Origin of the sequence: Salinicola endophyticus, assembly GCF_040536835.1 — a bacterium.
In the GTDB taxonomy this organism is placed as follows: Bacteria; Pseudomonadota; Gammaproteobacteria; order Pseudomonadales; family Halomonadaceae; genus Salinicola; species Salinicola endophyticus_A.
In genome coordinates this window covers 4,035,183-4,048,593 of record NZ_CP159578.1, presented here as the reverse complement: position 1 = coordinate 4,048,593, position 13,411 = coordinate 4,035,183, and the positions used below count along the sequence as shown (strand labels likewise).

The 13,411-nt window shown below is 66.2% G+C and carries 10 protein-coding genes; all 10 read right to left on the bottom strand.

The features are described 5' to 3' along the window. Nucleotide 1 precedes the first annotated feature (1 nt). Entirely contained in the window at nucleotides 2-1,510 is a 1,509-nt protein-coding gene (gene glpK, locus ABV408_RS18260; RefSeq protein WP_353980297.1) for a glycerol kinase GlpK, read from the bottom strand. A gap of 49 nt (nucleotides 1,511-1,559) precedes the next feature. After that, on the bottom strand, nucleotides 1,560-2,267 hold the full coding sequence (locus tag ABV408_RS18255) for an MIP/aquaporin family protein (protein WP_353980296.1): 708 nt from the start codon (nucleotides 2,265-2,267) through the stop codon (nucleotides 1,560-1,562). Between the two features lie 128 nt (nucleotides 2,268-2,395). Continuing rightward, nucleotides 2,396-3,910, bottom strand: coding sequence for a glycerol-3-phosphate dehydrogenase (gene glpD, locus ABV408_RS18250; RefSeq protein ID WP_353980295.1), 1,515 nt, complete (start codon nucleotides 3,908-3,910; stop codon nucleotides 2,396-2,398). 281 nt (nucleotides 3,911-4,191) lie between these two features. Next, nucleotides 4,192-4,986 (bottom strand): ABC transporter ATP-binding protein, encoded by a 795-nt coding sequence (locus tag ABV408_RS18245; protein ID WP_353980294.1) that lies wholly within the window; start codon nucleotides 4,984-4,986, stop codon nucleotides 4,192-4,194. Continuing rightward, nucleotides 4,983-6,047 carry an iron ABC transporter permease gene (locus ABV408_RS18240; RefSeq protein WP_353980293.1) on the bottom strand — a complete coding sequence of 355 codons (1,065 nt, stop codon included), beginning with the start codon at nucleotides 6,045-6,047 and terminating at the stop codon, nucleotides 4,983-4,985. The genes ABV408_RS18245 and ABV408_RS18240 overlap by 4 nt, the downstream gene beginning before the upstream one ends. Nucleotides 6,048-6,226: 179 nt before the next feature. Beyond that, nucleotides 6,227-7,765, bottom strand: a complete 1,539-nt coding sequence (locus tag ABV408_RS18235) for a carbohydrate porin (RefSeq protein WP_353980292.1) — start codon at nucleotides 7,763-7,765, stop codon at nucleotides 6,227-6,229. A gap of 168 nt (nucleotides 7,766-7,933) precedes the next feature. Then, a complete protein-coding gene (locus ABV408_RS18230) occupies nucleotides 7,934-10,393 on the bottom strand; it encodes a hypothetical protein (protein ID WP_353980291.1) in 2,460 nt (819 codons plus the stop codon). Next, entirely contained in the window at nucleotides 10,393-11,229 is an 837-nt protein-coding gene (gene kduI / locus ABV408_RS18225) for a 5-dehydro-4-deoxy-D-glucuronate isomerase (protein ID WP_353980290.1), read from the bottom strand. Before kduI ends, ABV408_RS18230 begins: the two co-directional genes overlap by 1 nt. Before the next feature lie 36 nt (nucleotides 11,230-11,265). Beyond that, a complete protein-coding gene (gene kduD / locus ABV408_RS18220; RefSeq protein ID WP_353980289.1) occupies nucleotides 11,266-12,006 on the bottom strand; it encodes a 2-dehydro-3-deoxy-D-gluconate 5-dehydrogenase KduD in 741 nt (246 codons plus the stop codon). Nucleotides 12,007-12,088: 82 nt separating this feature from the next. After that, nucleotides 12,089-13,411, bottom strand: coding sequence for a TRAP transporter large permease (locus ABV408_RS18215; protein WP_405049920.1), 1,323 nt, complete (start codon nucleotides 13,409-13,411; stop codon nucleotides 12,089-12,091).

The window sequence follows — 13,411 nt, the reverse complement described above, 5'->3', positions numbered from 1 at the left end:
CCTAAGAGGCGACCTGGAACGCCATGGTCGCCTGCACCGCTCGCTTCCAGCCGTCGTAGAGCGCATCGCGACGATCCTGGCGCATGCCCGGCTCGAAGCGGCGTTCGATCGCCCACTGCTCGGAGATCTGCTCGCGGGACTCCCAGAAGCCGAGGGCCAGCCCGGCGAGATAGGCCGCGCCGAGTGCGGTGGTCTCGCTGATCTCGCTGCGCAGCACGTCGACTCCCAGGATATCGGCCTGGAACTGGGCCAGGAAGTTGTTGGCGATGGCACCGCCGTCGGCGCGCAGCTCGGTCAGATCGATACCCGCGTCGGCCTGCATCGCCGTGAGCACGTCGGCGGTCTGGTAGGCCATCGATTCGAGCGCGGCGCGGATGAACTGCTCCTTGCTGGTACCGCGCGACAGCCCGAACATGGCGCCACGCACATTGGAGTTCCAGTAGGGCGCGCCGAGGCCGGTGAAGGCGGGCACCAGGTAGACGCCCTCGCTGTCGCCGGCACGTTCGGCGTAGGCTTCGGAGTCGGAGGCCTTGCCCAGCATGCGCAGCCCGTCGCGCAGCCACTGCACCACCGAACCGGCGACGAAGATGGCACCCTCCAGCGCGTACTCGACCTCGCCGTCGATCTCCCAGGCAATGGTGGTGAGCAGGCCGTTGTCCGAGATCGTCGCCTCGGTGCCGGTATTCATCAGCGTGAAGCAGCCGGTGCCGTAGGTGTTCTTGGCCATGCCGGGCTTGAAGCACGCCTGGCCGAACAGCGCCGCCTGCTGGTCGCCGGCGATGCCCGCGATCGGCAGCTTGGTGCCGAACAGGAACTTGGGCAGCATGTAGCCGTAGATCTCGCTGGAGGATTTGACCTCGGGCAGCATCGATTCCGGCACGCCGAGCATCTCCAGCAGTTCCGGGTCCCAGCGGCGCTCGCGGATATTGAACATCAGCGTGCGCGAGGCGTTGGTCACGTCGGTGACATGCTCGGCACCGCCGGTCAGGTTCCAGATCAGCCAGGAGTCCATGGTGCCGAACAGCAGGTCGCCTTTCTCGGCCTTCTCCCGGACGCCGTCGACGTTATCCAGGATCCACTTGATCTTGGTGCCCGAGAAGTAGGCATCGATCACCAGGCCGGTCTTGTCACGAACCTTGTCGGCATGCCCCGCTTCGCGCAGCTCGTCGCAGATCTCGGCCGAGTGACGCGACTGCCAGACGATCGCGTTGTAGACCGGCTGGCCGGTGTGCTTGTCCCAGATCACCGTGGTCTCGCGCTGGTTGGTGATGCCGATGCCGGCGATCTCCTCGACATTGACCTGGGAGTTGTTGATCACCTCGGTCAGGGTGGTCAGCACGCTGGTCATGATGTCGCGCGGGTTGTGCTCGACCCAGCCCGGCCGCGGGAAGATCTGCTCGAACTCGCGCTGGGCCATGCCGGCGATCTTGCCCTTATGATCGAACAGCATGGCCCGCGAACTGGTGGTGCCCTGGTCGATGGCGAGGATGTATTTCTTCTTGTCACTCATGGGAGAACGCTCCTTCCGAATGGTGTGTCTTTGTAGAGCCGACTGCAGCTCAATAGACCGTTGCGACGAGGGCAGCCAGGCTGCTGCCGATGATCGGGCCGACGAAGGGCACCCACGCGTAGCCCCAGTCGTTGGCTCCCTTGTGTTGAATGGGCAGCATGGCGTGCGCCAGCCGCGGCCCCATATCGCGGGCGGGGTTGATCGCATAGCCCGTGGGCCCGCCCAGCGAGGCGCCGATCGCGACCACCAGCAGTGCCACGGCCAAGGGGCCGAGCCCGTTGGGCGTATGGCCGAACATGATGACGACGAACACCAGCACGAAGGTGCCGATGGCTTCGCTCACGCAGTTCCAGAAGCGCGAGCGGATCGTGGGGATGGTCGAAAAAGTGGCCAGAATGGTGGTGGCGTCCTCGGTGTCGTCGTACTGCTTCTTGTAGCAGAGGTAACAGAGCATCGCACCCAGCCAGGCGCCTACGAACTCGCCGGTGAAATAGGCCAGGGTATTGTCCAGGGTGATGGGAATGCCCTTGGCGTACTCGGTGGCCGGGCCCAGCCACAGCGCGAGGGTGATCGCCGGGTTGAGATGAGCGCCGGTATCGAACGCGATCCACACGCCGCAATAGACCGCGAGCCCCCAGCCGAAAAAGATCAAGAGTGGGCCACCGTTGTGACCACCGGTCTTCTTGAGCAGCACGTTGGCGACCACGCCGCAGCCGAGCAGCGTCATGCAGGCCGTACCGGCAATCTCGTGCAGCACTATCTTTCCTAAGACTCCCATATTGACTCCCGTGATATTCGTCTAGCGGTGGTGAGCTCCGAAAGAACCTGAACGGCGGTGACGGGTTGATCGTGAAGCCGATGGCCGGAGCATGATTGGGTGAACGCTTACGCTTTTTTCTCCTCCATATTGGCAGCGGATGCTGCGAGATAATCGGCGAGTCGGCGCTGCTCGCGGTCATCGAGACGCAGGACGAGCTTGGTGCGGCGCCAGAGGATGTCTTCTGCGGTGCGCGCCCATTCGTGTGCGCGCAGGTAGTCGATCTCGGCGGCGTAGAGATCGGCGCCGAAGTGTTCGCCGAGATCGGCCAGCCCCTCGGCCTGGCCCAGGATCGTCAGCGCCCGAGTGCCGTAGTTGAACACCAGGCGCGTGGCCATCGGCGATGGCACGAAGGGGTAGCGGCTCTGCAGCGATGCGACCAGCTGCTGCGGATCGGCGTCATCGCCGCCGGGCAGCGGATGGCCGCTGTGGGTCCAGGCCTTCTCGCGGTGGCCGAGCGCCGGCGCCAGCTGGTCGACGGCATCCTCGGCGAGCCGGCGATAGGTCGTCAGCTTGCCGCCGAAGATATTGAGCAGCGGTGCGCCGCCGCGCGTATCGAGCTGGATGCGGTAGTCGCGGGTGATCTCGCTGGCGTTGTCTTCGTGATCGTCGAGCAGCGGGCGCACGCCGGAGTAGCTCCAGACCACGTCGTCAGGGCCGATCGGGCGCTCGAAGTAGCGGTTGATGGCCTCGCAGAGGTAGGCGATTTCGTCGGCGTCGATCGCCACCTTGCCCGGCGCGCCCTGATGTTCGACATCGGTCGTGCCGATCAGGGTGAAGTCGCGCTCATAGGGGATGGCGAAGACGATGCGGCCATCCGGCTGCTGGAAGATATAGGCGTAGTCGTGCGCGAACAGACGCTCGACCACGATATGGCTGCCCTTGATCAGGCGCAGCGCATAGGAGTGGTTCTGTGAGGCGATATCGTCCAGGAAGCGCACCGCCCAGGGCCCCGCCGCATTGACCAGCCCCCGCGCGTGAACCTCGCTGGTCTCGCCCTCGGCGGTCTTGAGCGTCACCTGCCAGCCATCGGCGCTGCGTGTCGCCGTCTCGGCCCGGGTGCGGGTCATGATGCGCGCCCCGCGGCTGGCCGCATCCATGCAGTTGAGAACCACCAGCCGGGCATCCTGGACCCAGGCATCCGAATAGACGAAGCCTTTGGTGAACTCCGCTTTCAGCGGTGCGCCGGCCGGATGGTCTGAGAACTTGACCCCGTGGGAGTTCGCCAGGGTCTGTTTGCCGCCGAGGTGGTCATACAGGAACAGGCCGGTGCGGATCATCCACGCCGGACGCAGATGCTTCTGGTGGGGAAGCACGAAGCGCATCGGCCAGATGATATGGGGCGCCATCTTGAGCAGGACTTCCCGCTCGGAGAGCGCCTTGGCCACGAGCTTGAATTCGTACTGCTCCAGATAGCGCAGGCCGCCATGGATCAGCTTGGTGGAAGCCGAGGAGGTATGGCTGGCGAGATCGTCGGCCTCGACCAGCAGTACCGACAGCCCCCGGCCCGCCGCGTCGCGGGCAATGCCGGCGCCGTTGATGCCGCCGCCGATGACAATCAGGTCGTAAGTGTCGCTACTCATGTTCGAGTTCGCTCTCTGATGTTTCGTTTGAGGGCATTATTGCGCGAAAACGAACATCATGGATGTGCGACAAAGGTCTTAGGATTATGTGAATGGACTGGTGTTATATCGGTAAATTTATGAAAACAGGGGGTTATGAAGGGTTTTGTTGGAGAGGGAGTTGTTTTCGATGGTGAAAACAAGCAGTGGTCAATGCAACGTCTTCTTCGCATCACAACATCGTCGCATTACAAGGTCTTCGTACCACAGCACCGACGTGTCCGCGCCCGCCATCCTGGCGCTTACGGATCGACGCCGCCGAGCGCGTTCAGCGCCGCCAGCGGTGTCACCCGGGGTGGTTCGTCCGCCGGCCACTCTACGTGGGCATGGATGGCGTAGACCTCGCGCAGCCGGGCGGCGGTGAGCACCTCCCGCGGTGAGCCGGTGGCGCACACCCGGCCGCCGGCCCCCAGCATCCATAGCTGGTCGGCGAAGCGCGCGGCGAGGCTGAGGTCGTGGATGGCGATGATCACAGCGATGTGCTGCTCGCGGGCGGTAGCCTGCAGCCACGCCAGCACCTGCAACTGGTGGTGCAGGTCGAGAGCGCTGGTTGGTTCGTCGAGCATCAGCACCTGCGGTTCGCGCACGATCGCCTGGGCGATCGCCACGCGCTGGCGCTGGCCGCCGGAGAGCTGGCCCAGATCGCGCTCGGCCAGCGGCGTCAGCGCCAGGGTGTGCAACAGGCGTTCGACCCGCGCCAGGTCGTCGCGACCGCATGCCGGATGGGTGGTGCGCCGCGCCAGCAGCACCGCCTCGAACACGCTCAGCGCGGCCCGGGTGGTGCTCTCCTGGGGCAGATAGTAGACCCGGCGCGCGCGCTCGGCGTGGGCGAGCCCGGCCAGATCCTGCGCCGCGAGATGCACCTGGCCGTGGTAGCGCACCAGCCCGGCGATCGCCTTGAGCAGGGTCGACTTGCCGGCGCCGTTGGGGCCGATCAGCGCGGTCACCTCGCCCGGGGCGGCGCGCAGCCCGGTGACCCCCTGCAGCACCGGCGTGCGCCCCAGTGTCACCGACAGAGACTCGATCGTCAGCGTCATCCCCACACCTCGCGCCGGCTCTTGATGATCAGCGAGACGAAGAACGGCAGCCCGATCAGCGCAGTGAGAATGCCGATCGGCAGCAGTACCCCGGGGATCAGGGTCTTGGAGGCGATCGATGTCAGCGACATCAGTAGCGCCCCCACCAGCGCCGAAAGCGGCAGGAAGACGCGCTGATCCTCACCCACCAGCAGCCGCGCGATATGCGGCCCGACCAGCCCGATGAAGCCGATGGTGCCGACGAAGGCGACCGCGGTGGCGGCGAGCAGCGAACAGCACAGCAGCATCAGCAGCCGCAGCCTGGCGACATCGATGCCCATGGCGCGGGCCTGCAGCTCGCCCATGCGCAGCGCGGTCAGGCGCCAGCCGGCGATGAAGAAGACCGGCAGCGTGAGTGCCAGCGCGGCGGCAATGATGCCCACCTTGGGCCAACTGGTGCGTGACAGCGAGCCCAGCGACCAGAACACCAGCTGCTGCAGCGACTGCGCCGAGGCGACGTACTGCAGGATGCCGAGCAGGGCGTTGAAGAAGAACATCAGCGCAATGCCCATCAGCACCATGGTCTGCACGCTGACCCCGCGCAGCCGGCTGACCAGCCAGATCAGCAGTGATGCGAGCATCGCCATGACGAAGGCGTTGAGCGTGGTCAGCAGCGCCTCGCCGCCGGGCAGCACACCGACGCCGAGCACGATCGCCAGCGCCGCGCCGAAGCTGGCGGCGGCGGAGATCCCGAGGGTGAAGGGGTCGGCCAGGGGGTTGTCGAGGATGGTCTGCATCTCGGCCCCGGCACTGGCCAGGGCCAGACCCACCACCACGGCCATCAGCGCCACCGGTAGGCGGATCTCCCACACCACGATCGCCAGCGTGGTCGGCGCGCTGTCGGGGGAGACGATCGCCGCCACCACCGCCGGCAGCGGATAGTGTCCGGGGCCGATGGCGACATCGGCGAGCAGCGACACGCAGGTGAGCACGGCGGTCACCGCGATCAGCACATAGTGGCGTCGGCGCCGGGCAAGGTAGCGATCGGCGCTGCTGGAAGAGGCGACAGCGGCGGTGGTCATGACGGGTAGCGGCAGGGCATGGAGGGAGAATCCGCGGGCGAACAAAAATGATTCTCGATCATAACACCGCCCGTCATGCTGTACAGGCACCCACGACGGGTGCCGTCAGTCCGCATGATCGGCGCGGCCATTATCCTCCTCCGGTGCGCCAACGCCCATGTCGGGCTAGGAAATCGGTCTCAGAACCAAGTCTCGGCCTGCACGCCGAAGCTCCATTGACCGCCGCTGTAACCCTGTTCGCCGAACGCGTCGTCGCTGGCAAAGTCGTTGAGCTCGTGATCCCACGCGGTGTAGGAGGCGAACAGGCGCAGCTCGGGGCGCTGGAAGAAGCCACCCACCGCCGGCTTGAAGGTCGGGGCGATGGTCAGCTTGCCGAAGTCGCCCTGGACCTGACGCCGCCCCTTGTAGCCCTGGGGGTCGAGGTCCATGGTCTGGAAGCTGGCCTCGTACTGCATCTCGAAGTTCTCGGTGATCTCGTTGGCCAGGCGCGCGTTGAGTGTGGCCCAGAAGTAGTCGTCGCCGCGGACGAAGCGGTCATGGCTGACCTCGGTCAAAAGCGACGGTGCGATACGCCAGTAGGGGGCCAGGTAGGTGGTGCCGTAGACCGCCAGGCGGGTGGCGCTGGCATCGTCGAGCAGCTCGCCGTTGGCGCCGATCTGCTTGACTTCGGCACCCAGGCCTTCGCCATGCAGCAGCGCGGCCATGAAGGTGCCTTCGCCGAGGCCGAAGAAGCTGTCGCCGCGGTAGGCCAGCATGCCATGAACCCCGCTGTCCGCGGCCCGGCCGTTCCCGGGGACCACGCGCTGGTCGTTGTCGTTGGCGGAGAGGGCGCTGAGCATGACCTGCCAGGGGCCGATGTAGTTGTTGGCGGTCAGTATCAGGCTGTCGGTATCGGCGCTGAGTTGGGTGTTCTCCGGGTTGACGCTGAAGTTGTCGAAACTGCGCCCGTAGAGGCTGAAGTTGCCTCGCCAGTCGTCGCCCAGCGCGACGTCGTAGACCCCACCGCCGACGCCGGCCAGCTTGACCACGTCGCTGTCGATCCAGTGGACGTCGAAGTTGTTGCGGTCGAGACGCTTGCCGGCCCACAGCGTGGCGTTCTCGAACGCGGTGCCGCGGAAACTGGGCAGCTCGGAGAGTTCGACGAACACCTGGCGCACATTGAGGCTGGACTCGGCGGCGGTCCAGTCGTTGCTGGTGGTGACCGAATCAGCCAGGGCGAACTGGAAGCGCTGCTTGGCGCCGTTATCGTAGGTCGTGAGATGGTTGAAGCGGGCGTGGACGTAGGTGTCGGGCTCGTTGCCGAGCCGGCCCACGGCACCGCCGACGGAGCCTGCCGGCGTAACATAGGGGCCACCGGGGAGGCTCTTGCCCTGGTCGCCGAGCAGCAGCCCCGAACGCGCGTAGACACTGAACTCGAAGTCGTCCGGTCGGGCCGATCTCTCTTCCAGCGCGGCCAGGCGTGCCTCGATCTCGGCGCTCGACCCCTTGCCTGTGTGGGCCGTGGCCTGCGCAGGGGCTTCGCGTCCGGTCTGGCGGGGCGTCGCGGACGATGGCGTGGTCTCGGGCGTGCGCTCGGCAGTGAGCCGTGCCACCTGCGCTTCGGCCTGCTGGGCGCGTTCTTCGGCGGCGGTCACGCGCGCTTCGAGTGCCGCCAGGCGCGCGGCCAGCTCGGCCTCGTCAGCTTGCGCCGGCGCGACACCGCCCAGCGCCAGTGCCATGGGCAGTGAAGTGATGAGTGGCCAAGAAGTGATGAGTGGCCAAGTAGTCTTTGTCGTTGTCATGTCTTGAACCCTTTTTATTGCTGGCGTTATGGGGTTTGTCAGGACGAGCGTGCCCGTGAGCGCCTGCGGCGCTCTTGGGAACACGCTCTCCGAGGAGGGGGCGGGCTAGTCGGCGAGTCGTTCGCGCTGGCCCGCCAGCGTGAAAGCGTCGGGGTCGATGAGGCGCCCCTCGGCTTCCACCCGGCCGTCATCGTGGAAACGCACACGGCCGTAGTCCGGGTCATGGATGACCCAGACATCGCGCTCGCGCTCGGGGATGAGCTGATAGCGCGAGAGAAAGTTCCCGGCTGGGGTGTGCCGTCCCAGGCGCAGGACCCACCAGCTCTGGCGTCCGGGAACGCGCAGCTCGTGATGGGCCGAGGCGCCGCGTGTCATCAGCTCGGGTGTGTCGCTGGTGGTCAGCGCGAGGACGCCATCGCCCGAGCGGGCCACGGCGCCACGCGCGTTGAGCCGCCATTCGTCGAACGCGGGGGTGGGGAACCAGCAGTGGGTGAAATCGGGCTGGGTGTCGTCGCCGTCGAACATCACCAACGCCAACTGGCGGTACTGCTGGACGCGGGGAATGCTGGCCGAGCCGCCCCAGAACGAGGGCCGGCCGAAACCCGCCTGGACCCGCTCGCCGGGATGATTGATCCAGAGCTGGGCGTGCGGCTCGTGGCCGATCCGCCCCTGCAGCAGGGTTTCCTGATAGCCCCATTCGTACCAGCGATAGCGCACCGTGCTGCCCATGGCGGTGTCGCGGGTCTTGTAGTGGTAGAGCCGGGCGAAACCGTGCTCGCCCTGACGATAGACCCACTCCTGGCCCTCGTCGGCCTGCCAGCAGGCGCGCGGCGCAAGCGTCTCGGGCAAGCACAGGCCGTGATCGCGCAGACACAGCGCCAGCTGCGCCAGGCAGTGAACGTGGGCGCCGAAACCGCCTTTACGCCACAGCAGACGCGCCAGGCCGGTCAGTTCCAGGGTGTCGGCAACACACAGCGAGTGCTGGTAGCTGCGCCCCTGGGCGCCGGTGAGAACCCCCTGATGCGCCGAGTTGGCGACGATCGTGACCAGCCGCTCGATCGCACGCGCCGCGCGCTGGCGTAGCTCGGCGTCGGGGCCGAGGGCGTGAATCGCGGTGAATCCCTTGAGGTCGATCGGGAAATAGGGCGCGGAGTTGAATTCGGCCATCTCCGCGCGCTCGAAGTGATCGAACCACGCCATCAGCCGCTGCCGACCTGTCTCGCGCTGCTCGGTACCGGTGCGTCCCGAGCGCCGGAAGCGCGCTTGCGGGTGCAGATGGCCGGCCAGGTAGCAGGCGGTATGGAAGAGCAGGGCGTGGTTCTCGGAGAAGTACCACTGCACGTCGTTGCCCGGCTCGTCCATCCAGTAGCGGTAGTCGAGGATGGCGGCATCGAGGCGTGCCACCAACGCCGGCGACAGCCGGTGCCCATGCTGGATGCGCGCCCACAGCAGCGGCACCAGCGAGAAGTCGGCACAGTCGTAGCACTGCTCGATGGCGGGCAGCTCTGCTTCGATGATGCGCTCGGCAGTGGCGCGCATCTCCTCGCTGCCGGCATCGAGACAGGCCAGGGCACGCTCGGTGTCCGACTCGGCGTTGGCGGCGATCCAGGCCAGCGTCTCGTCGATGCGCTCGCTCAGCGTCTCGGCGGGCGCGCCCAGCGCGGTGCGCTGGGTGATCTCCGCTCCCAGTCGCAGCTCGGTGACGAAGCCTTCGTAGTCGAACGCGATATCGAAATAGCGGTAGTCGGCGGGCAGTTCACGGGAGTCGCACAGACGTACTCGCTGCGCCCCGGCGGGGATCTCGAGCGTCATCCGGCGCTTGCCGTGGGACATGAAATGCCCGGCGATCTCCACGCTGGCCGTCACGGGCCGCGTGAACGGCTGAGGGCAGACCAGTTCGACCGCCTCGCCGTCGTAGACGGCACGGTCTAGGTGCATGGCGCTGAGTGCGCTCTCTACCTCGCGCACCGTCTCGGGGGCGGCGGTGAAGGGGTAGCCGGCGCGGGCATCGGGCCCGTCTAGCCACACCAGCGAGAGACGAATCACCGCATCGCGTTCGCACAGGTCCTCGAACTGGAAAACGATGTCGTTATCGCCCGCTTGCAATTCGGCTTCGAATTCTGTCTCGGCCATGGCGTTGCGGGTCGCCGGCGACAGCCAACCGGCGCTGTCGCCGTTGACGTAGAGCTGCACCGCGCCGCAGATCCCCGCGCGCAGGCGCGCCTTGCCGGCCTGCTGGGCGCGAATCGTGGTACGTGCCCAGCCCTGGATGCGCGTGGCGCGGAACCAGAAGCCCGAGAGGTCCAGCCACGGTGAGCCCATCGGCAGCACGTTGCGTGCCGCCCGCCAGTCGGGCAGCGTCTGTGGGTCGAGCGGTCGGTCACGTCGCTCGGCGATATAGGCGGTCCGGCAGGGGTAGGTGTGCGGAATCCAGTTCTTCTCCTTGGTCAGGAAGAAGGTGGAATCCATCTCACCCTCCATGGTCGTGTCGGGCACGTCGTAGGCCTCTTCTACCAGCGGCAGTACCTGCCAGTAGGTCAACGGCTCTCCAGTTCGCAGGGTCATCAGCGCAGGCTCTCGATGGCAACGGGGTCGACGTCTTCATAGGCTTGGTTCTCGCCGGTCATGCCCCAGACGAAAGCGTAAGGGCCGGTACCGGCGCCCATGTGGATCGACCACGCCGGCGACAGCACCACGTCGCCGTTGGCCACCACCAGGTGCCGGGTATTGTCGGGGCGCCCCATGAAGTGCATCACGCGATCCTCGTCGGCCAGGTCGAAATAGCAGTAGGCCTCCATGCGGCGCTCGTGCAGGTGCGGCGGCATGGTGTTCCACAGCGAGCCGGGGGCCGGATCGGTGATGCCCATCAGCAGCAGGCAGGAGGGCGCCACCTTGGGGTGTACGTACATGGCCAGCGAGCGCGCGTTGCTCTTGGCTGCATCGCCCAGGGTGATCACCTTCGCTTCGGATTGCGGAATCAGCCGATGCGCAATGTCCGCGCCGGCGGGCACCGAGTTCATGTAGAACCGTGCGGGCTTGCCGGCGTCGTCGCTGCCCAGTTCGATGGACTTCGCCCCGCGGCCGACGTAGAGCACGTCGCGGTTGCCCAGCGCGTAGCGCTCGCCGTCGATCGCGACCCAGCCCGGCCGGCCCAGGTTGGCAATCCCCATCTCGCGCGCGTCGAAGAAGTGCGGCGTGCCGACATCGCCGCCGTCACCGAAGTGCAGCGGGCTCTCCAGCGGCACGGCACCGCCGACGATCATGCGATCCAGATGGGTATAGGCGAAGGTGATCTCACCGGCCTTGAACAGGCCCTCGACCATGAAGGTCTCGCGCAGGGCCTGGGTGTTCATGGTGTCGATCTGGTCGGGTCCGGCGCCGTAGCGTTTGATCATGCTCATGGATGCTCTCCGAGTGAGTGGAAGTGAAAAAGACAATCAACGTGCCAGCCAGCCACCATCCACATTCAGCAGTGCGCCATGGATGTAGTCGGCAGCCGGTGAGGCGAGAAACACCGCGCTATCGGCGATGTCGTCTGGTTCCCCCCAGCGTCCGGCTGGGATACGGGCGAGGATCGCGGCCGAGCGCTCGGGGTCGTCACGCAGCGCTTCGGTGTTGTTGGTGGCGATGTAGCCCGGCGCGATGGCGTTGACGTTGATGCCCCGGGCCGCCCATTCGTTGGCCAGCAGCTTGGTCAAGCCCGCCACGCCGTGCTTGGACGCGGTATAGGAGGGCACGCGAATGCCGCCCTGAAAGCTGAGCAGGGAGGCGATATTGACGATCTTGCCGTGGTCGCCGCGGGCGAGGATGGCCTTGGCGAAGGCCTGGGAGGTGAAGAAAAGCGCCTTGAGATTGACGTCGATCACCGCGTCCCAGTCCGCTTCGGTGAAGTCGACGGCGTCGGCACGCCGGATGGTACCGGCATTGTTGACCAGCACGTCGAATTTGGTCTCGGTGAACAGCTCGGTGGCAGCCATGGGGTCGGCGAAATCCAGTGTCAGCGCGCTGGCGCTACCGCCGCGCGCGGTAATCGCCTCGACCGTCTCCTGCGTCGAGCGTCGCCCCGCGCAGACCACGCTGGCGCCGGCTTCGGCCATGGCGATGGCGATGGCCCGGCCGATGCCGGTATTGGCGCCGGTGATCAAGGCGTTGCGCCCCGCGAGTGAAAAGCGTGACATAGCGTTCTCTCCGTATCGGTCGATGAGGCTGACTCAGCCCCGTCCGGGGTCTGGGTTGGAATGGTTAAGCGCGACTCGCCGGCTACATGAGGCCGAACAGGCGTGGCAGCCCCAGTGATAGCCAGGGCACGTAGGTGACCAGCGCCAGAGCCAGTACCAGCGCCAGGAAGAAGGGCAGAATCGGGCGGATGACCTGGTCGATGCGCAGGCCCGATACCGAGCAGCCCACGAACAGTACGCTGCCGACCGGCGGAGTGATGGAGCCGACCCCGAGATTGAAGATCAGCATGATGCCGAACTGCACCGGGTCCATGCCCATCTGCTGGGCGATGGGCAGAAAGATCGGCGTGAAGATCAGGACCGCCGGGGTCAGATCGATGAAGAAGCCGATGACCAGCAGGCACAGATTCATGATCAGGAAGACCGCGATCAGGTTGTCGACGCTCAGCACCGCCTCGGCGATCAGGTCGGGGATGCCGGCGATCGTCATCACGTAGGACATCACCCCGGAGGCGGCGATCAGAAACAGGATCGACGCTGTCAGCACCGCTGAACGCTTGAGAATCTGTAGATATTCGCGCGGCGTGGCCATGCGGTAGATCAGTGACAGCACCAGGGCGTAGAGCACCGCGACCGCCGCCGCCTCGGTGGCGGTGAAGACGCCCAGTACGATACCGCCGATCACCACCACGACCAGGCACAGCGCCGGCAGGGCACGCAGTACGATGCGCAGGGCTTCGTCCGGCGTGGCGTTCAGGCTGCTGCGATAGCCGCGGCGTCTGGCGATCACACCCGCGACCAGCATCACGGTCAGGCCCATGAGCAGCCCCGGCAGGTAGCCGGCAACGAACAGCGCCGAGATCGAGGTGCCGCCGGAGACCAGCGAGAACAGGATCAGCGGCCCGCTGGGCGGAATCAGGATACCGGTGGGGGCGGAGGCGATATTGACCGCCGCGCTGTAGCTGGGGGCATAGCCCGCCTGCCGCTGCAGCGGACCCATGGTGCCGCCGACGGCCGCGGCGGCGGCGATCGATGAGCCCGAGATGGCGCCGAAGAGCATGTTGGCGATCACGTTGGTATGCGCCAGCGCACCGGGTAAACGGCCGCCGATAAGGCGCGCCAGGTCGATCAGGCGAATGGCGATGCCGCCCTTGTTCATGATGTCCCCGGCGAGAATGAAAAAGGGGATCGCCAGCAGGGTGAAGCTGTCGAGGCCTGAGAACATCTTCTGGGTCGACACGAACAGCATGGTGTCCGCCGGCAGATACGCCACGCCCACCAGCATCGACGCCACGATGATCGACAGCGAAATCGGCGTGCCGATGGCCAGCAGCAGAGCGAACAGCCCGAACAGGACCCAGGTGGCGTGCAGCGGATCGGCCATGAAATCCAGATAGAACGTCAT

Excerpts from the sequence above, each read along its gene's own strand:
- glpD (WP_353980295.1), bottom strand. The coding sequence starts at position 3,910 with ATGAGTAGCGACACTTACGACCTGATTGTCATCGGCGGCGGCATCAAC.
- ABV408_RS18240 (WP_353980293.1), bottom strand. The coding sequence starts at position 6,047 with ATGACCACCGCCGCTGTCGCCTCTTCCAGCAGCGCCGATCGCTACCTT.
- ABV408_RS18215 (WP_405049920.1), bottom strand. The coding sequence starts at position 13,411 with ATGACGTTCTATCTGGATTTCATGGCCGATCCGCTGCACGCCACCTGG.
- ABV408_RS18230 (WP_353980291.1), bottom strand. The coding sequence starts at position 10,393 with ATGACCCTGCGAACTGGAGAGCCGTTGACCTACTGGCAGGTACTGCCG.
- ABV408_RS18235 (WP_353980292.1), bottom strand. The coding sequence starts at position 7,765 with ATGGCACTGGCGCTGGGCGGTGTCGCGCCGGCGCAAGCTGACGAGGCC.
- kduI (WP_353980290.1), bottom strand. The coding sequence starts at position 11,229 with ATGAGCATGATCAAACGCTACGGCGCCGGACCCGACCAGATCGACACC.
- ABV408_RS18245 (WP_353980294.1), bottom strand. The coding sequence starts at position 4,986 with ATGACGCTGACGATCGAGTCTCTGTCGGTGACACTGGGGCGCACGCCG.
- glpK (WP_353980297.1), bottom strand. The coding sequence starts at position 1,510 with ATGAGTGACAAGAAGAAATACATCCTCGCCATCGACCAGGGCACCACC.
- kduD (WP_353980289.1), bottom strand. The coding sequence starts at position 12,006 with ATGTCACGCTTTTCACTCGCGGGGCGCAACGCCTTGATCACCGGCGCC.